Below are 21,022 nucleotides of genomic sequence, written 5' to 3' on the forward strand. Positions count from 1 at the left end.
CCCCAACAGCTCCCGCGCGCCGCCTGCGCGTGACAACTGATTGCACACATGCCGCGCTAGCGTAGCGTCCGGGTGAAAAACACACGCAAACCACGACCGGCCTGGGCCAACCTCACGGCCGCGATGATCACGATCCTGGAATTCGTGTTCACCACTACGCGCTCAAGCCAGATCTTCAATTTGAAGCGCCACGGGATGGATTTGTTGCTCAGAACAGCCCGCCCATACCCGTTGAAGATGGAGACCATCTCGTTCTTGTGGTCAGCAAGGTGGTTGTCGTCGTGGATGGCCCATCTGACCGCGTCGTTAACGAACTGCGAGTGAAACCGGGGGATCAGCAAGTCCCGCATGTAATAGCGGACCATTTTTCGGTCGTCGGGGAACATGGCGAGAAGTTTCTCGAAATAACGAAACCGGCTGCGAGACATCATGATGCTGTAGGATGTACTGTTTGGCCGGATACACCAGACTGTCACGGGCTGATCGACGAAATAATTGCTGTAGCCGCTTCTGAAAATGCGCAGGAAAAGATCGTCGTCCTCATAGCCTATGAACTGAGGGTCGAACCCACCGACGGCTTCATAGGCAGTACGCGAAATCAGCGATGCGGACGGCAGGACATGCATGTCGTAGCCCACCATCTGTTCGATATCCTGCTTCGGGTGAGCGCTGTGGCGTTTCACGGTTGCTGTTCGCAGCACATTGCCGGCGCCATCCGCTTCCATGAGATCGCCGTAGACCCAACCGAAATGCGGATCGTCCGCTGGAATTGCACGCACCAGGGCTTCGATATGCGTATCCCGATAGAAATCGTCCTGATCGAGAAAGCTGATGTAGTTCGAGATCGACGCACGTACGCCGGCATTCCTGGCCGATCCCTGACCGCTGTTGGGCTGGTTGATCACCTTGAAATGCAACCGTCTGGCAAGCTTGTGCAGAAATGCCGCTTCGGTTGCAGTCGAGCCGTCATTGACGACGATGAACTCGTCGGGTTGAAGCGTCTGGTTGAGGACACTCTGGACCGACCGCTCTATGAACGCGGAGCCGTTATAGTAAGGGATGATGACCACCACCGTGGGCGCTTTTTTCGCCGAGGCCTTCGAAAGCTTGGGGTATACGTGCATCATCATAGGAACACCGACCGGATGTAGCGTAGGGGAGCTGTTACCCTCCACGATGTCGAATGCTGCAAGGCATCGGCCTTGGCCGTGAGAAGCTGGATCTGCTGGTTTGCGGCCTCCATCTGTAGGCGCGCGGCACAGGCGTCGCGCTCCAGGGTGTCGACCCTGTTGTTTGTATCAATCTCATGCCGGCTCACGAAGATAGCGCGAAGCTCCTGCTCGGTTTGCTTGAGCAGGTCGACATCGGACTCCTTCAGCGCGGGCGCGCTCTTGGAAAGGGTGATGTAGAACTCATGCAGATTCGGCTGTCCCGCAGGGTTCGTACGAAATGCGACTTCGCCTGACTTGATGTAGCCGAGGGAGCGAAGTTTCTTGACCATGTATCGGAAAGAGCTCGGCGTGAATTGCCAGCCGTGAGCGTCAGTATAGTCAGAACTGGTCTGCACGTTATCGAATAATTTCTTTGCTTCGTCACCACTTTGCATCAGGGCGACGTCATCAAGGGTCGGTTCGATCCAGACGATTTGCTCGGCTTTGGTGCAGATATAGGAGACCTGATCGAAAAGAACTCCCGGGGTGTGGCGCTTGCGTCTTTCGATATAGGCTTGCAGAGCCTGCCCGACCGTGGACAGCGGCCGCAACGCGTCGAAGCAGAACCGTTTGTCGGGCACTGCCAGCACCAGCAGGCCCTCCGGCTTCAGAAGCGCTTCGCAATCCTGGATGAAGCGGACGATATCGGTCACGTGCTCGATGACATGCGACGCAAAAATGAAGTCATAGCGTTTCTTCTTGCCAATGGTCTCAAGGATGCTGCGCCCGTCCGAAACGTAGTCGACCTCTTCGATCTGTGATGCGTTGTCGCGATATTTCTCGCGCAAGGTCGCGGCGTCGGCGTGGTCGATTGTTTCGACATTGTAGCCACGCGACTTTGGCAACAGCGGATTGTAGCTAGGACCGACTTCCAGGCCGAATTCGCTCGCATCGAACATCGACAACAGCAGCCTGGTTCTGTCCGTCATGGGCCATTCCGATGCCGATGCGGGTTTGGCGGGCTCGACCGGCTCGCTCGTCGAGCGCGAAGCCGTCGTCGCTTCGCTGCCATGCGCGGGATAGGCTTGGCTGTGTTTCATGGATTGGCTTCTCTGCAGGGGCCAGGCGACAGCGCCATCCGGGAGATCGAAGGTCTTGCGCGCCAGCACATAGGAAGCCGCCATTCCGTCGTGAAGCGCCAATTCGAGCATGGGACCTTCCCGGAAGGCGGGGTGCACGTGCATCTTGAGGGGGATACCCATCCCAACCTGGACTATTTCAAAGCCCATCTCGGGTGAGAACAGCACTTTCAGGGCTTCGCTCGAAACTCGCCAGAAGTCGTTGGGTATTTCGTGAACGGGAAAGGACTGCGGCACGGAATGCAGGGTCAGACCACCGATCTTGAGCACCTTGTTGATTTGCGCCGCCAGCAGCCACGGACAACTAAGATGCTCCATCACCGCGTATGAGAATATTCCGTCTATTGAACCCGGTTCGAAATGCTCGCTGAGGAAATGGGCGTCTGCCACGACATCGACGCCCGGCGCCTGATGGATGTCGACACCAATGAACTTGCACTCGGGCTGGAACAGCGCTGCCTGCAGAGAGGACGATGGCCCGACGACGCGCGCGCCGATTTCCACGACTGTGCCGCGGATCTTCTTCATCTCGCGCGTAAAATCGGCCACCGAGGTGTCCGGTGCAGGCGGAGCGGCATTGGCGGGGTGATCGTCTGAAAGCGCCGTAATGTCGGCTTCGGCCAAACCTTCCGCGGTTTCGACTTCCAAGGTAACCGGCCGAAACGGCCTACAAGCCAGATAGCCGGAGAAACCGTATTTGGTTGATGAAAGATGCGGATAGAAATTCAGCAGATCCGGTCGGTCGTGAAACTCTGAAATCTGTGCCCGAAAATCACCGCTGCGCAGATACAGTGCCTTGATCGGCCGCTCATGCGCATGAGCCCAGCCCTTCACGAAAACGCCATAGGCGTCGCACCATAGCCAGTCGATCATATGGACAATTTTTTCGGCAGGCAGTGTTCCGGCATGCAGTGCTTCGGGCAATGGATTGGTCTTCTCGGCCGCACGTTCTTTGCCAAAAAACCTCTGAACACCGAGTCGTCTGGCTGCCGTGAGCAGAGAGCCAAGATTGCCTCCGTCCCAAGGCTGATCTGGTCGGTACGTCAATATACCTCGCGTATTCTCCAAGGTTCCACTCATTTCCCTGCTGATATTCTTTTCAGAATTTCATTTGGATATGTGTGCGTCGAACAGATTACCTAGCCATCCTCCATGATCGTCGAGGCAGGTTAGCTACCAAAGCTTCATTTCACAATATGCCTTCAATGTTTATGAACACATTGATGCGTCTACTTTTACGAGTGTTTTTAGCATCAGCTTTCGTTGCGCGGAAATATGACAGATATGGCGTCGCATATGCCAAAAATCGGGTTTACTGTTTGCAGCGTAAACTATCGTATCTGCGCTGCGCCTCGCCATTTGCGCGGAATTTCATCTAGCGAAACGGAAAAATCGTTTTTTGGAAATGAGCATGGCTCATGCCGTCAGACGCCAGCAACAATCCGCTCATCCTTCGCCGTTTGATCGGCGACGATCCATTCGTCGGCCAGACCGCGAGACCACGCCGTCCGATTTTGCACGAGGAGCAATCACCGTTGCCGCGGCGAGGTTCCCGCCTGCAGCAGCCAGCCAGTCGGAGTGATCTTTCTCGCTAACTCGATTTTGGAAGTCTGCGGCCTGGCGGAAAACTCGTCGCGCCAAGTCTATGTCGCGCCAAGGCTATTCCATGTCGGGCACGTCACCGCTGCTGAACAGCACTGTCGGTGGTCCGTAGTCGCCAAGCGCCAGGCGATCACGCCGACATGTTTTGCGGCGAGCCCCTTGGCTGTTCGGACGGCGCGGTCCTCGCTCTGCTGGTCGGCCGGCCCGAAGCCCGCGAACAGCTCGCCGTCCTCGCCGCGGTCAAAGGCGACGACAACGATCAGTTTCGGGTTCTTTTGGCCATCAGACATGTTGGGAACCCAGGGTCTGTTGAGTACCGACGCACGAGGCTGCGGCACGGTGCGACGATGTCAACAGATCCCTATCATAGTATCGCGAATTGAGTCGCGTTCGGCTTCAGCTTCTGCTGAGATGGCGCCATGCGGGATCAGCATTTCGACGAGCCGGTTCGGGTCGCGCTCGGCCGATCGGGGAACATCATCTTCACCGTCGAGCGCGTTGCCCAGGCGGCCGACATCCTGCTCAATCGCTGGCCGGCCAAGACGGGCCGCTTTCACATTGCCGCCCGCAAGGCCTGCCTTGCCGCGCTGGAAGGGGTGAAGGAAGCCCGCTACGCCCGTGCGGCGTTCATCAATGCGGCAATCGAGGCCGACATCCTGGTCGAGCGCGACAGGGTCGTCTAGCGCAGCGGCGAGATCAGCCTGGATGTCAGGCGGCGTAGCCGCCATAGCCGCGAGCGACCGGCTTGACCGAGATGATCGGCGCGGCGGCAGGCCACAGCACGCCTGTCGTAACGGCAAAGGTGATCAGGGCATCCCGCGCGGCTTCGGTCGAGATCTCTCCGGCACTTGCCGCCTCACACGCTTTCACGGCCGTGCCATAGCTCAAGCGCCGGCGCGACGGCGGAAATTCGGTCAGGAACTCATGCATTTCGGAGAGCGAAGCGATCATGCGCTTGTGGCCGGCGCCAACGGTGACGGCAACCGGGGTGAAGAACATCCTGTCGTTCATTCTGGCCTCTCGAATTGGGCGGAGGTTACGGCGGTCGCCGCTCTCCGATCAGGGTCGGACGCCGGGAAACGTCGATGGCGGCCTGAGGTTCCAAAAATATCGAGATTTTTTCATTGGTGACAATCAGGTCAAACGACATTCGTCGGTCGGCGCCGGCAAAACTACTTCCACATGCCGCGCATGCGGGCGCCGAGGTCGACCCGCACCTGCGGCTGCCGGCGCGGATCGTCCGTGGCTTGCACACTGGCCCATGACGTCTGTTCGAAGGCGCCGAGGATCGAGGCCGGGATGAAGCGGGTGCGCGAGGCATAGACGTGGCGGTCGCCGCGCGCCGCCTGGCCGTGGGTGAAAAAACGCTGCGGCGTCACCAGATGCAGGCCGTCCTTGGCCCGCGTCATCGCGACATAGAGCAGCCGGCGCTCTTCATCGATGTCTTCCTTGGTGCCGACGCCGAGATCGGCCGGGATGCAGCCATCGACGGTGTTGAGCACGAAGACGTTCTTCCACTCCTGGCCCTTGGCCGAATGGATGGTCGACAGGATCAGATAGTCTTCGTCGCGATGCGGCGGCCCGGCCTGGTCGCTGGTTGCGTCCGGCGGGTCGAGCGTCAGTTCGGTGAGGAAACGCTCGCGCGAAAAATAGCCGGCGCCGATCTGTTCCAGCTGCAAAAGATCGGCCCGGCGCGTCGTCGCGTCCTCATGCATGCGTTCGAGATGCGGCTCGTACCAGAGGCGCACCTGTTCAAGATCGGCCGGCCATTTCGCGCCGGCGCGCAAGCCGGAAAACAAGGCGACGAATCCCGGCCAGTCCTGAGCTGCACGCTGCGGCGGGCGATAGCGGGCAAGACCCATCGCCTCGTCGAGCGACGTTGCCATGGTTTCGACGATCTGCGACGCCGCCGAAGGACCGATGCCGGGCAGAAGCTGCAACACGCGAAAACCGGCGACGCGGTCGCGCGGGTTTTCGGCAAAGCGCAGCACCGCCAGCACATCCTTGACATGGGCGGCATCGAGGAATTTCAGCCCGCCGAATTTGACGAACGGGATGTTGCGGCGCGTCAGCTCGATCTCCAGCGGCCCGCTGTGGTGCGAGGCGCGAAACAGCACGGCCTGCGTGATGAGCGCCGTGCCGGCCTCGCGTTCGGCCAGGATTGCCTGGCAGACATAGTTCGCCTGTTCAGCCTCGTCGCGGACGCTGACCAGCTTCGGCTTTTGCGACGATTTGCGTTCCGACCACAGGTTTTTGGTGAAGCGCTCGGAAGCCTCGGAGATGACCGCATTGGCTGCGGCGAGGATGGTCTCGGTCGAGCGGTAGTTGCGCTCCAGCATGATGACATCGGCGGGCCGCGCGAACTGTTTTGGGAAATCGAGGATGTTGCGCACTTCAGCGGCGCGAAAGGAATAGATCGACTGCGCGTCGTCGCCGACCACCGTCAGCCCGGCACCGTCCGGCTTCAGTGCTGTCAGGATCGAGGCCTGCAGGCGGTTGGTGTCCTGGTATTCGTCGACCAGCACATGGTCGAAGCGCTGGCCAAGATGTGCCGCGATCTCCGGCTCGGCGGCCATCTGCGCCCAGTAGAGCAACAGATCGTCGTAATCGACCACGTTCTGTGCCTGCTTGGCCTCGACGTAGCTGGCGAACAGCGTCTTCAACTGGTCGGCCCAGCCCGCGCACCAGGGAAACGCCGACCCCAGCACCTCACCAAGCGGCGCCTGCGCATTGACAGTGCGCGAATAGATCGCAAGGCAAGTCCCCTTGGTCGGAAACCGGCTCTCCATCTTTGAAAAACCGAGCTCGTGGCGGGCAAGGTTCATCAGGTCGGCGGAATCCTCGCGGTCGTGGATGGTGAAGGCCGGATCGAGGCCGATCTCCAGTGCGTAGTCGCGCAGCAGCCTGGCGCCGATGCCGTGAAAGGTGCCGGCCCATGTCAGCGCATCGGTGATGATGGAGGCATCGCGGCCCAGCACCTCGCCGGCGATGCGCTGGACCCGCTTGGCCATTTCGGAAGCGGCCCTGCGCGAAAACGTCATCAACAGGATGCGCCTGGGATCGGCGCCCCTGACGATCAGGTGCGCGACGCGATGCGCCAGCGTGTTGGTCTTGCCGGAGCCCGCACCCGCAATCACCAGCAGCGGTCCGGCAATCCGGCCGTCGCCATGCTCGACCGCCAGCCGCTGCTGGTCGTTCAGCCTGGCGAGATAGGCCGGCTGAAAAGTCGAATCACTGATGGCAAGGGTCATCGCCCATCAAGCATCGTTTCCGCTTTGTTCGCAACGGGGGCAGCGTTCGCAGAGCGGAGAGCCGAGAAACGACACGGCTGGCTAGCGCATGGGGTCGACCCATTGCCGCCGACTGCCGCCGCAGCGCCTCGCGATTGGCCTGTGACGGCATCAGCAGCGGATCGACATTGCCCGGCACGTCGTCGATCAGCTGTTTGGTGACGCGATAGGCCACATAAGCGATGGTTCCAGCGATGAGCAGACGGATCATGGTTGCACCTCCATTGGTTTAAACCAACCGGGGAGGCGGCGTTTGGTTCCGCGATTTCGTTGCAGCATCGAGCCCGCGCAACCAATCGGGCACCGCCTCGTTACCGAACGAGAGGAGGTTGTGATGAAAAAGCTCCCGATCTTGCTCGCACTGGCGGCGGCGCTGGCTGTCGCGGGTTGCGACAACAATGTTCCGCCGACCAACGCCACTGGGGTCGATCAAAACCTTCAGGTCGCTCCCGTGCTCAAGCCGGCAACAGACGCTGAACCGGCGACGCCTCTCGCGCAATGACGATCGGGGCAGGGTGGGGAAGGAGGCCGGCGCCGCTTGGGAGGTTGCCTGATAGCGCCGGCCAGGCGGATATCAGGTCCGCCGCGCGGCAGAGGATAGCTGAGTCTTTCCCTTGCGTCATGGTGCGATTGCGGACGGTCGTCTGACCGTTCGCAGCAGGGTCAAGGCCCGAGAAAACCTGGCAACGCGGCGGCCTGCTTCACCCAGCTCGCCATCTGCGCCTCGTCGAGTTCGTCGCCTTCGCGAATGTCGATGTAGCGCGTGTCCTTGCTCTTGCTGGCGCCGGGTGGGACCGGTCGCAGCGACGTGCCGCGGAAGAAGGTCACTTTGACGTAGTGCGTGAAGCAATGGACGCCGAGGAACCAGCCTTGGCCTTCCATGCCGTACAAGGGCGAGTTCCATTTGACGGCCTTGCGCACGCCGGGGAGGGTACGCACGATGAGCGCGTCGAGGCGGTGCCCGACATGCCGTTTCCAGCCTGGCATTGCCGCGATGTAGGCCTGCACAGGGGTGTCGCCATCCGCCTTCGCGATCTGAGGGTTGCCGCCCGAGAGGAGTTTCACAGGCTTGGCCTTCGCGCCTGCCTTCGGCAGCGCCTTGGCCTTCATCGCCTTGGCTGCTTCCCCAACACGCTTCATGTCCTCTGCTTCTGTACCTTCGCTCGCGTGCCCGCTGGCGCTTTCTTTTTCGATTTGGCCTGATTGAAATCAATCGCGGCGCGGACGAGATTTTTCAGAGCCTGCCCATCAATCTCATCGCCCTCGAAAACATCGATGGCTCGCCACACCTTGCCACCAAAACCGGCGTTGAAGAGCTTGTCAGGATCCGCGAGGCTCGCGCCATGGGAAAAGGTGAGCTTCACCTTGTCCTTGTGGGCGTTGCCGACCGCGATCATTCCGTCGCGAGACCAAACCGGGCTTCCCATCCACTTCCATTCCTCGATGATGCCAGGGGCGGCTTCGAGAATGCTCTTGCGGATGCTCGCGAGCTTTTTGCCACGCCAGTCTGGGAGCCCCGCGATCAACTGGTCGATTTGTTGTGATGGGTTCATCGTATGCCTCGAACTCTTGTCTCTCGATGCGATTTGCCTGCGGCGGTCTTCGCGATCACCGCGGCCTCGCCGTCGGCCTTCCCCGGCGTCTTGCTTACTATTGCGCTCATGCGCCGGCGCGCCGCTCGCCACGCCATTTGGTGGCATAGGGTAGCACGAACATATAGAGCCCCGTGAACAGCAGCAGGAAGAGTGGCAAGAGCGGCGCATAGACCACCCAGGCGGGAGGCTGCCCCAATCCCATGGCGACGAAGTTGGCGATGACGGTCACCGTAAAGGCGATGGACAACCAACGATGACTCTGGCGGATCCAATTGTTCCAGTTCAATGCAACCTCCTCTAAGAAACGAACAGGCTCGACCTACCAGCGCGCCAGCTGGGTGATTTGGATGAGGTTGCCGCAGGTGTCGTTCAGCTGGGCGATGGTCGAGCCGGTCACCTCGGTCGGCGGCATGGCAAACTCGGCGCCGCGCGCCTTGATGCGCTCGTAGTCGCCGTTGACGTCGTCGGTGAAGAACATGACCGCGGGCTGACCCTGCTGGAAGATGGCCTGCTGGTAGGCCTTGGCTGCCGGGTTGTCGTTGAGCGCGAGTTGCAGCTCGGTTCCATCAGGCTCGTCGGGTGAGGCTACGGTCAGCCAACGATAGGGCCCGTTGCTGAAATCGGCCTTTTTGGCAAGGCCCAGCACATCGGTGTAGAAGCGCAGAGCGTTTTCCTGGTTGTCCACGTACACGCTGGTCAACTTGATCTTCATTGCTATTGCTCCGTTGTCACGTTTGGGTGTGCCGCTGTGGAGAAAGGGCTTGGGCTCTGCCGGCAGACTTCACTCTGTCCGCGCCAGGACCTGCTCCAGATTTGCAAAGAACTGCCGCCACCCGGCATGGGCGCCGCCATAGGCTTGCTTCTGGTCCGGCCGGAAGCCCGACTGCTCCATGCGCAGGCGAGTCCCCGCGCTCGTTAGCGTGAGCGTAAAGGTCACCACGCTCTCCAAATTGTAGGCGGCATCCTCGTGCGCAAAATTCCAGGTGTAGGAGAGCGTCTTGTTCGGCTCGACGGTGAGGACCTGGCAGTCCAACACACCGCCCCAGTCTCCGCTCAGATTGAAACTGTGGCCCACAACAGGCTTGAAATCGTTCTTCATCAGCCACTCCGCGATGAGGTGCGGTTGTGTCAGCGCGCGCCAGATCTTTTCCGGTGGATAAGGGATTTCACGTTCGACAACGACCGAACGCCATTGCGTTGCGGTATTGCTCATTGGTCCATCCTTTTCAGCAGGTCTTCGAGGTCGTCGAACCGGCTTTCCCAAAACCCGGCCATCTCACTTGTCCAGTCGAGCAGCGGTGCAAGTGCGTTGAGCTGCGCGCTGTAGTGGGTCTGTCGTCCTTCATGGCGGTCGCGCACCAACCCGGCCTGCCTCAGCACGCCGAGATGCTTCGACACGGCCGGTTGTGAGACCCCGGACTGCGCCGTCAGAGCCCCCACTGTCTGTTCGCCCTGCCGGCACAGGCGCTCGAAAATCCCCCGACGCGTCGGATCGGCCAATGTTCTGAAGAGCATATCGTGAGCGTTCGTCATTTGAGATCGATAACCCGCTGGCTATTGATTGACGTATAACCGCCGAGATATATGTGAGTCAAGCGAGAACGTCGGACGGCGCATGATTCTTGTCAGATGCGGGGCATACCGGGTGGCTGGTGGCCCCGCCTCGGCGAGCACTTTTTCAAGCTGCCGTCTCGTCTTCAACTGCAGCATCGCCTTACGCCAGGCCACTCGCAGCTCTCAACTTCAGATTTTCTTTGGTTCGTCGCATCTTGCCGGCAGGCAATCAATCCAATGCTGACTTAAGCAGCTGGCTGCCGAAGGCGGTCGCCGTTTAGCCGCTGATCTCGAGATCCAGATGGCTCTGCATCATCGCCGCCTCGGTCATCACCCAGTGCTTGAACAGCGCCACCTTGCGTGCGGCAAGCATCTTGTCCGGGCAGACGAAATACCACCCGGCCGTATTTGGGTGGTGGATGGCGAACGGAGCGACCAGCCTTTCGGCGAGGATGTCGCTGGCTATGTAGGCGCGGTTGGCCACGGCAAATCCCAGCCCGGCATTGGCCGCCTCGTAGGACATCATGCACGAATCGAAGAAGATGCTCCTGGCTTCTTCGAGTACGGAGCTGGCGCCGGCGAAGCCGAGCCAGGATTCCCAATTCTGGGTGCAGGTGTCGGAATGCAGAAGGGTGAAGTATCTGAGATCGTCCGGTGTCACTTTCGACAGCGGCTTGTGGCCGAGAACCTGATGGAAGAGTTTGCGGCTGCACACCGGCGTCAGGTCTTCCCTGAACAGCAGCTCGGATTGCAGGTCGGGAAAGCTGCCGTCGCCATAGCGGATTTCGACATCGAATTCGGACGTCGCGAATTCGTGCGTCGCATAGGAGGTGGCTATGCGCATCTCGATCTCGGGATATTGCTGCTGGAACAGCGGCAGGCGCGGAAACAGCCAGCGCGTCGCAAATGTCGGCAGCACCGATATTTTCAGCACATGTTCCTGCGACTGCCCGGTCGCTTCCATGCTCGCCGCGACGATGCGCTCAAGCGCTTCGCGAACCCGCGACACATAGGTCTCGCCCTCGGGCGTCAACGAAACGGCATTGCCGCCGCGCAGGAAAATCTTGAAGCGCAGCTGGTCCTCAAGGCTTTTGACGCGCTGGCTGACCGCCGAAGCGGTTATGAACTGCTCTTCGCCGGCTCGCGTAAAATTCTTATGCCGCGCAGCACTCTCCACGATTTTCAGCGAATTGAGGTTGACCTGACTGAGCAGACGCACGGGTTTCGACCTTAAGCTTGGCTTACGGTAGCACCAGCATTCCTAATTTTACAGGGGGGGCTAATTTATTCAACTGTCATTTAAGTCCCGCCCCCATCCTGGAGAAGTAACATGAACGCACATAGCATTCCCGAATTGCGTTACGCGATGAGTCGTGAAGCCATCATCGGTCACGAAACCGCCTGGAAGATTTCGAGCTTCGGCGTCGCGCAGTATCGCCATGGCTATGATCCCGCACTGCTGGCCGCGATCGAGGAGGCTGCGCTGAAGCTCAAGAGCAGCCACGCCGTTCACAAGCATCTCGATCTCACCTTCATCACCGGCGCCGACCGCTTCATCCCGGAGATCAAGGAACTCCTGCATGACAAGCTGCGTCTGGAGCGGCTGTCCGACATGATGGGCACGAAGCTGGAGCCGTATCCGCTGTCGATCGTCGGCTCGACCGTCACCTTCATGAATCCCAGGGATGGCGCCGTCGACTGGCATTGCGACGGCGTTCCGGTCACCGAACTCATTCCGCTGTCGATCAGCGACCCGCTGGTCGGTGGCCATCTCGAAATCTACTGCGACGATTCGGAAACCGGCCGTGCCATCCTCGAAACCGGCCGCGAGATCCCGCGTAACCGCGTCATGCGCATCGACCACAAGATGAACTACGCCACGCTTGGCCAGTTTCTCGGCGTCCTGCATCGCACCGCCCCCATCCAGCTTGGCGAGCGCGTCACATTGGTGCTCAACCAGCGCTCGGTGGCCAAGCCCTATGTCGACGACAACCGCATGTTCTATCTTGCCGCCGACAACGATCATGACCGCGAATGGGTCAACGAACTGGCCGAGGATGTCTGGACCAACCAGCTGCCGGCCTATCGCCGGTTCGAAGAGGAACGTCCGGTGCCGGTAGCCACGGACGCGCCGGTTTCGGGCGGGGCAAGGGACACATGGTAGCCAAATCCGCGCTGGTCTTTGCCGCCGGTGCGGTCGCCTTGTGGTCGACCAACGCGCTGGTCGGCAAATCCTTGCTGGCAAACTATCCGGTATCGCTGGTGCAGTTTCTGCAATTCGTCGGAGCGGCACTGGTCTTCGTCTTTATCCGCACGTTGAGCCGGGAGAACGTCCGGCCGGAAAATGCACCGCAGGAAACAGCCTTGGCGAAGGCCACACTGGTGCCGGTCGCTGTCGGCTTCATCGGCCTGGTCGGCACGATGGTGCTGCAATACATCGCTTTCGCCTCGATGCCGGTGATCGAAGCCAATCTCGTCGCCTACACCTGGCCGTTGATGGTCGCGGCGGCGGTGATCGTCCTGGAACATCCGCGACGCCCGGTGCTGCTCGGGCTGACCGCCGCGCTTGGTTTTGTCGGCGTGGCGCTGGTGATTTCCGGCGGCCGCGAAGAATCCTGGTTCCAGGGCAATCTCATCGGCTACCTCGCAGCCTTCGGTTCGGCGCTGTGCATGGCCTTCTACTCGATTGTCGTCGGTCGGCTTGCCGCTTCGCCGGACCGTCTGCTTTTGCCATCGGCCCTCATCGGTGTGGTTCTGACGCTGCTGTGGTGCGTTCATGACGGCATCGTCTGGCCAACTGGTGCGGATCTGCTTCTGGGGCTTTATCTCGGGGCCGGTCCGATGGGGCTCGGCTACTACTTCTGGTCGCGTGCCCTCAAGCTCGAAGGTGGCGGCAAGGTTGCGGTCGTCGCCTATCTCACGCCGATCGCCTCGACACTTCTGCTGACCCTCTCCGGCGAAAGGCTGACCATGACGGCGATTGCCGGCGCCGTCCTCGTCATCGGCAGCTGCATTGCGGTGGGCGTCGAACGCTCGGAGGCTGGAAACCATGCTTGACGACGATGAACGTCTCGCCAGACAGGAAGCGTACTGGCTGATCAGGGAGTTCGGCGCCGAGGCGCCACTTTACGCCGCGATGAAGGCGGAAAAGGCGATCGAGCAGAGAGATTTCGGTCGCTGCGCCCATTGGAAGCGTATTCTGGAGATACTGGCCGACTCCAGTCCCGCCAAGTCTGCGGATTCAAAGTCTGCCGCTGTCAAGTATTAGATTTTCTAATTTGCGCGGCTTGAGTCTTCGGTAGAAACATCGTCTCGTTCCGAGTCTTGATGGTTTACTGAGATTTGGGCGTCCCGTTGGGGGGATGAGTTTAAATCGATACATCAAGAAAACTCTAGAAAAAGTCGGCGATTTACAACCGACGGGAGAAAAAAGAATGTCTAGTATCGACAACAAGACAGCTATCGAACTAACCGCCGACATCGTCTCTGCCTATGTCGGCAACAATCCGCTTCCAGCATCCGGCCTGCCGGATTTGATCGCCAGCGTCAGCGCATCGGTTCGTAAGCTGGGCAGCATTGGCGAGGTGGAAAGCGTAACCCTCACTCCAGCCGTCAACCCGAAACGGTCGGTGTTTCCCGACCACATCATCTGCCTGGAGGATGGCAAGAAGTTCAAGTCGCTGAAGCGGCACCTCAGCACTGACCATCGTCTCACCCCGGATGAGTATCGGGCTAAGTGGGGTCTGCCGCCGGATTACCCGATGGTGGCGCCAAACTACTCCGCCACCCGCTCGGCGCTGGCGAAATCCTCGGGGCTTGGCCGCAAGCCGGCCACGCCTGCCGCTGCGGCCAAGGTGACAAAACGCAAGGCAAAGGCCTGAGCGCCCGACGACCGCTGAAAAGCGGTCGTCGCTTGCAAGACCAGTCCACAAACGGCGCGCTGTCGGCGCGCCGTTTTCATGCGTTATGCGGCCAACCCAGAGCGAACTTGTTCGTCTCTTGGCCCGCAAGGCCTTGCGAAGCGCCGATCTCCCGTGCAAAAGCGCCGCTATGCTTGTTATTTCAGACCTTTCGCTCCGCATGGCCGGACGCCTGCTTCTCGACCATGCCTCGCTGACCCTGCCGGCCGGCACCAAGGCCGGGCTTGTCGGCCGCAACGGCACCGGCAAGACGACGCTGTTCAAGGCCATCACCGACGACCTCGCTTCCGAGACCGGTTCGATCAGCCTGCCCAAGAACACCCGCATCGGCCAGGTGGCGCAGGAGGCGCCGGGCACTGAGGATCCGCTGATCGAGATCGTGCTCAAGGCTGACCTTGAACGCTCGGCTCTGCTCGAAGAGGAAAAGACCGCCACCGACCCGCACCGCATCGCCGACATCCACATGCGATTGGCCGATATCGACGCGCACTCGGCCGAGTCGCGCGCCGCCACCATTCTCGCCGGTCTCGGCTTTGACGATGCGGCGCAGCGGCGCCCGGCCTCGTCCTTCTCCGGCGGCTGGCGCATGCGCGTGGCACTCGCGGCGGTGCTGTTTTCCGAGCCCGACCTTTTGCTGCTCGACGAGCCGACCAACTATCTCGACCTCGAAGGCACGCTGTGGCTGGAAAACTATGTTTCGAAATACCCGCACACAGTCTTGCTGATCTCGCACGACCGTGACCTGCTCAACCGCGCCGTCAACTCGATCGTCCATCTCGACCAGAAGAAGCTGACCTTCTGGCGCGGCGGCTACGACCAGTTCGAGCGCCAGTACACCGAGCAGCGTGAGTTGCAGGAAAAGGGCCGCGTCAAGCAGGAAGCCGCGCGCAAGCATATGGAGTCCTTCGTCGAGCGCTTCCGCGCCAAGGCTTCGAAGGCCAGGCAGGCGCAGTCACGCATCAAGGCGCTGGAGAAGATGAAGCCGATCGCGGCAATCGTGAACGACACCGTGCGGCCGTTCTCCTTCCCCGAGCCGGTGAAGACCGTGGCCTCGCCGATCGTGGCGCTGAACAATGTCAATGTCGGCTATACCGAAGGCCAGCCGATCCTGAAGAAGATGACGCTGCGCATCGACGCCGACGACCGCATCGCGCTGCTTGGCGCCAATGGCAACGGCAAGTCGACCTTCGCCAAATTGCTGTCCGGCCGGCTGAAGCAGGAGAGCGGCACCATGACGGTGGCGCCCGGGCTGAAAGTGGCGATCTTCGCCCAGCACCAGCTCGACGATCTCCGCCCTGAAGAAAATGCCTACGAGCATGTCCGCCGGCTGATGCCGGAGGCGCCGGAATCCAAGGTGCGCGGCCGCGTCGCCCAGTTCGGACTGACGACCGAGAAGATGAACACCGCCGCCAAGGATCTTTCCGGCGGTGAGAAGGCGCGGCTGTTGATGGGCCTGTCGGCCTTCGAGGGGCCGAACCTGTTCATTCTCGACGAGCCGACCAACCATCTCGACATCGACAGCCGCGAATCGTTGATCCATGCGCTGAACGAATTCCCCGGCGCCGTGATCCTGATCTCGCACGACCGCCATCTGCTCGAAGCGACGGCCGACCGGCTGTGGCTGGTCAAGGATGGCGCGGTCAATCCTTATGACGGCGATCTCGAAGACTACAAGACGCTGGTCACCGGTGTGTCCGGCGACCGCCGCGGCAAGCGCGAGGCCGACAAGGCGTCAAAAGCCGACCGCCGCCGCGATGCAGCGGCACGGCGCGCCGCCTTCGAGCCGCTGGCCAAGGAAATCCGCGCCACCGAGGCGCTGATGGACCGCATCCGCAAGCGCATCGACGGCATCGAGGACGAGCTTTCCAATCCGGCAGTCTATGAAAAGGACCCGTCGACCGCGACGCGGCTGGCCAAAGAGCGCTCGCAACTGGCCCAGACGCTGGCCGGCCATGAGGAAAAATGGCTGTCGATGTCGGCGGAGTATGAGGAAGGTACGGCGGAGTAGGGGAGCGCAATCTCCCCCCTTGTGGGGGAGATGCCCGGCAGGGCAGAGGGGGGCGCTGTCCCGCCAGCCTGTCAGCCATCCGCACCAGCCATAGTCAGTTTCGGGTCGAGGACGGTCACCAAAGGTTGGCGATCCTTCGCGCCCCTCTGTCCTGCCGGACATCTCCCCCACTTGGGGGGAGATTGGCTAATCATGTGGCCCTACACGCCGCCATCGCAACCGGCTAGTTTGCTCCCATGAACCAGCACGCCAAGCTCAGAATCGGCCATTCGGCCTGTCCGCATGACTGCCCGTCGACCTGCGCGCTCGAGGTCGAACTCATCGACGACAAGCGCATCGGTCGCGTCCATGGCGCCAAGGCCAACACGTACACCGCAGGCGTCATCTGCGCCAAGGTCGCCCGTTATGCCGACCGCGTCCACCATCCCGACCGGCTGCTGAAGCCGCTGATCCGCGCCGGCGCCAAGGGCGAGGGCGCCTGGAAGGAAGCGAGCTGGGAGGCAGCCCTCGACCTCGTCGCCGAAAAATTCATTGCGGCTGAGGCAAAATACGGCTCGGAGACCGTGTGGCCTTACTACTATGCCGGCACGATGGGGCTGGTGCAGCGTGACGGTATCGATCGGCTGCGGCACGCGAAAAAGTATTCCGGCTTCTTCGGCTCGATCTGCACCAATCTGGCCTGGACCGGCTGGATGGTGGGGGCGGGCGCTCTGCGAGGTCCCGACCCGCGTGAGATGGCCAAATCCGACTGCGTGGTGATCTGGGGCACCAATGCCGTGGTCACGCAGGTCAATGTCATGACCCATGCCATCAAGGCGCGCAAGGAACGCGGCGCGAAGATCGTCGTCATCGACGTCTACGAGAATGCGACGATGAAGCAAGCCGATCTCGGCCTGGTGCTGAAGCCCGGCACCGACGGCGCGCTGGCCTGTGCGGTCATGCATGTGCTGTTCAGGGAGGGGATGGCCGACCGAGCCTACCTCGAAAAATACACCGACGACCCTCAGGGGTTGGAAGCGCATCTCAGGACAAAGACGCCCGAATGGGCCGCCGACATCACCGGGCTATCGGTCGCCGAGATCGAGGCCTTCGCCCGCCTCGTCGGCACGACCAAGAAAACCTATTTCCGCCTCGGGTATGGCTTTGCGCGCCAGCGCAACGGGTCGGTCAACATGCACGCGGCGTCCTGCATCGCCGCGGTCACCGGCTGCTGGCAGTATGAAGGCGGCGGCGCCTTCCATTCCAATTCGGGCATCTTCAAGCTCAACCAGGACGTGCTGGAAGGCACGAAGATGCGCGATCCCAGTATCCGCCATCTCGACCATTCGCGGATCGGCCCGGTGTTGACGGGTGCTGCGGACGCGCTCTATGGCGGCCCGCCGGTGACGGCGATGCTGATCCAGAACACCAATCCGGCCAATGTCGCGCCCGAGCAGCGGCTGGTGAAGCAAGGTTTCCTGCGCGACGATCTCTTCACCTGCGTGCACGAGCAGTTCATGAGCGACACGGCCAAACTCGCCGATGTCGTGCTCCCGGCGACGATGTTTCTGGAGCATGACGACGTCTACAAGGGCGGCGGCAACCAGCACATCACGCTCGGACCGAAGTTGATCGACCCGCCGGAAGGGCCGCGCACCAACCATTTCGTCATCGAGGAACTGGGAAAACGCCTTGGCGTCGCCGACCGGCCAGGTTTCGGCCTGACCGAGCAGCAGCACATCGACATCATTCTCGGCAAGCGCGGGCTGGGCAGCTTCGACAGCTTGAAGGAAGAGAAGTGGGTCGACCTGCAGCCGGATTTCGACACCGCGCACTTCATCAATGGTTTCGGCCATGCGGACGGAAAGTTCCGCTTCCGCGCCGACTGGACCGGGCAGGCGGCACCCAACCGGCCGCCGAAAAGCATGGGCCTGTTCGGGCAGGTCGACCAACTGCCGGAATTTCCCGACCATGTCGACCTGATCGAGGTGGCGGATGAGACGCACCCGTTCCGGCTGACGACATCGCCGGCACGCAACTTCCTCAACTCGACCTTTGCCGAAACGCCGGTGTCGAAGGCCAAGGAAGGCCGCCCGGAACTTTTGTTGCATCCCGACGATGCGGCAGCACTCGGCCTCGCCGATGGCGGCCGCGTCGAAGTCGGCAACACGCGCGGCGAAGTGGTGCTGCACGCCAAATTCTTCGACGGCATCAAGCGCGGCGTCGTCATCGCCGAAGGCATCTGGCCCAACAGCGCCCATGAGCGCGGCGAAGGCATCAATGTGCTGACCGGCGCCGATGCGCCTGCGCCCTATGGCGGTGCAGCACTCCATGACAACAAGGTCTGGCTCAAGGCGCTGGATTGAATCATCTTCGCAGGGTTAGCTTCTATCTTGTTGGTTAAGCCCGACCTTTCCAAACCGGAGGCGTGTTGCCCCAACCCCTCAAGATAGCCATCGCCGGCGCGCTCGGCCGCATGGGCCGGGAGATGGTGGAAGCCGTCGAGGCCGATGCGCGGCTGGCGCTCACTGCCCGCTTCCACCGGCCGGGCACAACCGGCGAGGGGCTGGTCGGGCGAGACGAGGCGCTTGTCCTTGCCGACGTCGTCGTCGACTTCACCACGCCGGCCGCGTCGGCAGAGCTCGCCAGGGTCTGCGCTGAGCGCGGCGGGCCGGCGCTGGTGATCGGCTCGACCGGTTTCGACGACGCTGAATTGGCCGCTATTGCCGCTGCCTCGCAGACCGTCGCCATCGTGCGCTCCGGCAGTTTCTCGCTTGGGCTCAACGTGCTGGTCGGGCTGGTCGAGCAAGCGGCGAGGGCGCTCGATCCGCAGACCTGTGACATCGAGATTTTTGAGGCACACCACCGACAGAAGATCGATGCGCCGTCGGGCACGGCGCTGATGCTGGGCGAGGCTGCCGCCAAGGGCCGCGGCGTCAAACTGGATGCCGCCGCCAGGCCAGCCCGCGACGGCATTGTTGGTGCACGCCCGACTGGCGAGATCGGCTTTGCGGTGATGCGCGGCGGTGGCATCGTCGGCGAGCACAACGTCAGCCTGCTGGCCGAGGGCGAGACGCTCACACTCTCGCACTCAGCCGACGACCGCTCGATGTTCGCCCACGGCGCAATCGCTGCAGCCCTCTGGGTGGCGGGCCGCCCGCCCGGCCAATACGACATGCGCGACGTGCTCGGGCTCAACAAAAAGGCAGCACGCTGACCGCGAATCCCTCGCGAGGTTGCCATGGTCGCAGCGCCACTTGTATGAAATCGAACCATTCGGTTCGATTATGTTGACGCACTGTATCGTGTTCTGTGAACGACGGCCGGCGATTGGCTGCGTCATATAGCCAGTGCTATAACCTAACTACATGATATCTCAATAGAAAATTGTGGCCGCAGCGTCATTTAGCGAATTTCAAGATCGAACCGAACGGTTCGGTTCACACATTTTCGTGATTGGTAATGGCACCAAAGCAGGCCCATCTCGGGGTGGTCCGAGCGACGCGAATTCCTCCCAAGGCACGCCACTTGACGGACAGAACATTAGAAATACTGGAGTACTTAAAATGACCAAGATCGCTCTTACCGCCGCCGCCATCCTCGTCGCCACGGGCGCCGCTTTTGCCAACGGCAGCGACCACTATGGCGACAACAATGCCAACCAGCCGGTTGCCAGCCAGTTGTCTTCTTCCTACATCGACCACTCGTTCACCGGCTCGATTGTGAAGTCTGAAAAGGCACAGGGTGACGCCAATCCCAATGTTCCGGCGCAGTCCGGCCGAGGCATCTGGGGCCGTTGATTCCACTAAATCTTCGACCACAAAGAGCGGCGGGCTTGGCCCGCCGCTCTTGTTTTTTGCAGCCAATGCCTCGTTCCATCCAGACATGAACCACTCCAGATCGAAGAGTCTACCCCAGATCCTTCGGCCTACGCCAAATCCTTCGGCCTGAGGCAATGCGACAGCCGCGCCTCGCCAAAGGCGAGATCCGTCCAGTCGGTGCCAACGACGAAACGGGCCAGCGCCGTGGTCGGGAATTTTTCCGCAAGCCGGTTCAGCGCCGACCGATCCGATTGCGAACCGGCAAGGCGCCGCGCGAATTCTTCCAGCCCGGGATTGTGGCCGACCACCAGAACGGTGTTGGTCGCGGCACTTGCCTTGCGCAGTTCCACGAGAATGTCCGCCGCCCTCGCTTCGTAAAGCGCCTCGACAAATTCGGCAGGCACTCTCGCCGGCAATTCGGCCGCCATCAGCCGCCATGTGTCGCGGGTGCGCAGCGCTGACGACACCAGTGCCAGATCGGGCAGCCAGTCGCGTCTCGCCAGTTCGCGTCCGATCAGTGGCGCCGTCTTCAGCCCACGCCCGGACAGCGGCCTGTCGAAATCGGCAAGACCGGGATCGTCCCAACTCGACTTGGCGTGGCGCAGGAGGAGCAGCTGCTTCATCGATTAAACTCAGGACCAGGGGATGTCGGGGTGGAAGTCTCTGCCATACCCGCCACCGTGCTTCATATCCGTCGTCGTATCGAAAGCCGCCCAGAGCGCATCAAAGATGAACAGGCCTACACACCTTTCATCCTTATCCCATCTGACGGAAATGTCCGCTTCGGTGATGGCCCAAGGGCCAGATAGAATGTGGATTGCATCGATGACTGGGCCTGCCGGATTTTGGTAAAGGTAGAAATATGCTGTGGCGTTTTGTTGATTTCCGGTCTCGTCATATTCGAACACGCCAGCCAGATCGCCTCTTGCCCGGATTGCGGTGTCGAAAACGTCCACGGGTCCG

24 protein-coding genes and 1 pseudogene are annotated in these 21,022 nt (G+C 61.1%); 10 read left to right on the forward strand and 15 right to left on the reverse strand.

All coding sequences use genetic code 11. From position 1 onward, the window contains the following. Positions 1–56: 56 nt before the first annotated feature. From AC1DVW_RS01805 to AC1DVW_RS01815, 3 genes and pseudogenes are all read right to left on the reverse strand, one after another. The gene (locus tag AC1DVW_RS01805) at positions 57–1,130 is read right to left on the reverse strand and encodes a glycosyltransferase family 2 protein (protein WP_477320839.1); all 1,074 of its coding nucleotides are present in this window, start codon (positions 1,128–1,130) and stop codon (positions 57–59) included. Next, complete coding sequence (locus AC1DVW_RS01810; RefSeq protein ID WP_477320840.1) at positions 1,127–3,214, reverse strand: methyltransferase domain-containing protein; 2,088 nt, start codon at positions 3,212–3,214, stop codon at positions 1,127–1,129. Before AC1DVW_RS01810 ends, AC1DVW_RS01805 begins: the two co-directional genes overlap by 4 nt. A gap of 735 nt (positions 3,215–3,949) precedes the next feature. Continuing rightward, a pseudogene (locus AC1DVW_RS01815) lies at positions 3,950–4,182 on the reverse strand (hypothetical protein). A 129-nt stretch (positions 4,183–4,311) separates the two neighbouring features. Between AC1DVW_RS01815 and AC1DVW_RS01820 the strand changes: the two are divergent. Next, positions 4,312–4,575 (forward strand): DUF982 domain-containing protein, encoded by a 264-nt coding sequence (locus AC1DVW_RS01820; RefSeq protein WP_477320841.1) that lies wholly within the window; start codon positions 4,312–4,314, stop codon positions 4,573–4,575. A gap of 25 nt (positions 4,576–4,600) precedes the next feature. Here the strand turns inward: AC1DVW_RS01820 and AC1DVW_RS01825 are convergent, their stop codons facing one another. The 3 genes from AC1DVW_RS01825 to AC1DVW_RS01835 all read right to left on the reverse strand — a co-directional run bounded on the left by AC1DVW_RS01825 (position 4,601) and on the right by AC1DVW_RS01835 (position 7,393). After that, positions 4,601–4,903: a DUF982 domain-containing protein gene (locus AC1DVW_RS01825; RefSeq protein WP_477320842.1), complete on the reverse strand. Its 303-nt coding sequence runs from the start codon at positions 4,901–4,903 to the stop codon at positions 4,601–4,603. Positions 4,904–5,064: 161 nt separating this feature from the next. Then, positions 5,065–7,143 carry an ATP-dependent helicase gene (locus tag AC1DVW_RS01830; protein WP_477320843.1) on the reverse strand — a complete coding sequence of 693 codons (2,079 nt, stop codon included), beginning with the start codon at positions 7,141–7,143 and terminating at the stop codon, positions 5,065–5,067. After that, positions 7,124–7,393 carry a hypothetical protein gene (locus AC1DVW_RS01835; RefSeq protein ID WP_477320844.1) on the reverse strand — a complete coding sequence of 90 codons (270 nt, stop codon included), beginning with the start codon at positions 7,391–7,393 and terminating at the stop codon, positions 7,124–7,126. Before AC1DVW_RS01835 ends, AC1DVW_RS01830 begins: the two co-directional genes overlap by 20 nt. A gap of 123 nt (positions 7,394–7,516) precedes the next feature. Between AC1DVW_RS01835 and AC1DVW_RS01840 the strand changes: the two genes are divergently transcribed. Beyond that, the gene (locus tag AC1DVW_RS01840) at positions 7,517–7,684 is read left to right on the forward strand and encodes a hypothetical protein (RefSeq protein WP_477320845.1); all 168 of its coding nucleotides are present in this window, start codon (positions 7,517–7,519) and stop codon (positions 7,682–7,684) included. A gap of 161 nt (positions 7,685–7,845) precedes the next feature. Here AC1DVW_RS01840 and AC1DVW_RS01845 read toward each other — a convergent pair whose 3' ends face one another. The 7 genes from AC1DVW_RS01845 to AC1DVW_RS01875 form a co-directional block, all read right to left on the reverse strand. After that, positions 7,846–8,292 carry a DUF1801 domain-containing protein gene (locus tag AC1DVW_RS01845; RefSeq protein ID WP_477321561.1) on the reverse strand — a complete coding sequence of 149 codons (447 nt, stop codon included), beginning with the start codon at positions 8,290–8,292 and terminating at the stop codon, positions 7,846–7,848. Between the two features lie 26 nt (positions 8,293–8,318). Beyond that, complete coding sequence (locus AC1DVW_RS01850) at positions 8,319–8,735, reverse strand: DUF1801 domain-containing protein (protein ID WP_477320846.1); 417 nt, start codon at positions 8,733–8,735, stop codon at positions 8,319–8,321. 106 nt (positions 8,736–8,841) lie between these two features. Further along, on the reverse strand, positions 8,842–9,063 hold the full coding sequence (locus AC1DVW_RS01855; RefSeq protein WP_477272337.1) for a hypothetical protein: 222 nt from the start codon (positions 9,061–9,063) through the stop codon (positions 8,842–8,844). A 33-nt stretch (positions 9,064–9,096) separates the two neighbouring features. After that, on the reverse strand, positions 9,097–9,489 hold the full coding sequence (locus AC1DVW_RS01860; protein ID WP_477320847.1) for a VOC family protein: 393 nt from the start codon (positions 9,487–9,489) through the stop codon (positions 9,097–9,099). Between the two features lie 69 nt (positions 9,490–9,558). After that, on the reverse strand, positions 9,559–9,990 hold the full coding sequence (locus tag AC1DVW_RS01865) for an SRPBCC family protein (RefSeq protein ID WP_477320848.1): 432 nt from the start codon (positions 9,988–9,990) through the stop codon (positions 9,559–9,561). Next, positions 9,987–10,310, reverse strand: coding sequence for an ArsR/SmtB family transcription factor (locus AC1DVW_RS01870; protein WP_477248176.1), 324 nt, complete (start codon positions 10,308–10,310; stop codon positions 9,987–9,989). The genes AC1DVW_RS01865 and AC1DVW_RS01870 overlap by 4 nt, the downstream gene beginning before the upstream one ends. 298 nt (positions 10,311–10,608) lie before the next feature. After that, a complete protein-coding gene (locus AC1DVW_RS01875; protein WP_477248174.1) occupies positions 10,609–11,550 on the reverse strand; it encodes a LysR substrate-binding domain-containing protein in 942 nt (313 codons plus the stop codon). A 111-nt stretch (positions 11,551–11,661) separates the two neighbouring features. Here AC1DVW_RS01875 and AC1DVW_RS01880 point away from each other — a divergent pair, with 111 nt between their 5' ends. From AC1DVW_RS01880 to AC1DVW_RS01915, 8 genes are all read left to right on the forward strand, one after another. Further along, a complete protein-coding gene (locus AC1DVW_RS01880; protein ID WP_477248172.1) occupies positions 11,662–12,495 on the forward strand; it encodes a hypothetical protein in 834 nt (277 codons plus the stop codon). Further along, complete coding sequence (locus tag AC1DVW_RS01885; protein ID WP_477248170.1) at positions 12,489–13,388, forward strand: DMT family transporter; 900 nt, start codon at positions 12,489–12,491, stop codon at positions 13,386–13,388. Before AC1DVW_RS01880 ends, AC1DVW_RS01885 begins: the two co-directional genes overlap by 7 nt. After that, positions 13,381–13,599, forward strand: a complete 219-nt coding sequence (locus AC1DVW_RS01890) for a hypothetical protein (protein WP_477320849.1) — start codon at positions 13,381–13,383, stop codon at positions 13,597–13,599. Before AC1DVW_RS01885 ends, AC1DVW_RS01890 begins: the two co-directional genes overlap by 8 nt. 166 nt (positions 13,600–13,765) lie before the next feature. Then, positions 13,766–14,212: a Ros/MucR family transcriptional regulator gene (locus AC1DVW_RS01895; RefSeq protein WP_477320850.1), complete on the forward strand. Its 447-nt coding sequence runs from the start codon at positions 13,766–13,768 to the stop codon at positions 14,210–14,212. 169 nt (positions 14,213–14,381) lie between these two features. After that, positions 14,382–16,259, forward strand: coding sequence for an ABC-F family ATP-binding cassette domain-containing protein (locus tag AC1DVW_RS01900; protein WP_477320851.1), 1,878 nt, complete (start codon positions 14,382–14,384; stop codon positions 16,257–16,259). Between the two features lie 236 nt (positions 16,260–16,495). Next, on the forward strand, positions 16,496–18,604 hold the full coding sequence (locus tag AC1DVW_RS01905; RefSeq protein WP_477320852.1) for a molybdopterin-containing oxidoreductase family protein: 2,109 nt from the start codon (positions 16,496–16,498) through the stop codon (positions 18,602–18,604). Between the two features lie 65 nt (positions 18,605–18,669). Next, a complete protein-coding gene (dapB, locus tag AC1DVW_RS01910; protein WP_477320853.1) occupies positions 18,670–19,455 on the forward strand; it encodes a 4-hydroxy-tetrahydrodipicolinate reductase in 786 nt (261 codons plus the stop codon). Between the two features lie 349 nt (positions 19,456–19,804). Continuing rightward, on the forward strand, positions 19,805–20,038 hold the full coding sequence (locus AC1DVW_RS01915) for a DUF680 domain-containing protein (RefSeq protein WP_477320854.1): 234 nt from the start codon (positions 19,805–19,807) through the stop codon (positions 20,036–20,038). Between the two features lie 128 nt (positions 20,039–20,166). On the opposite strand, the gene AC1DVW_RS01920 is transcribed toward AC1DVW_RS01915, so the two are convergent. Further along, positions 20,167–20,682: a SixA phosphatase family protein gene (locus tag AC1DVW_RS01920; protein WP_477320855.1), complete on the reverse strand. Its 516-nt coding sequence runs from the start codon at positions 20,680–20,682 to the stop codon at positions 20,167–20,169. Between the two features lie 9 nt (positions 20,683–20,691). Continuing rightward, on the reverse strand, positions 20,692–21,015 hold the full coding sequence (locus tag AC1DVW_RS01925; protein ID WP_477320856.1) for a hypothetical protein: 324 nt from the start codon (positions 21,013–21,015) through the stop codon (positions 20,692–20,694). Positions 21,016–21,022 lie beyond the last annotated feature (7 nt).

This window comes from Mesorhizobium sp. P3_B5, assembly GCF_056402815.1.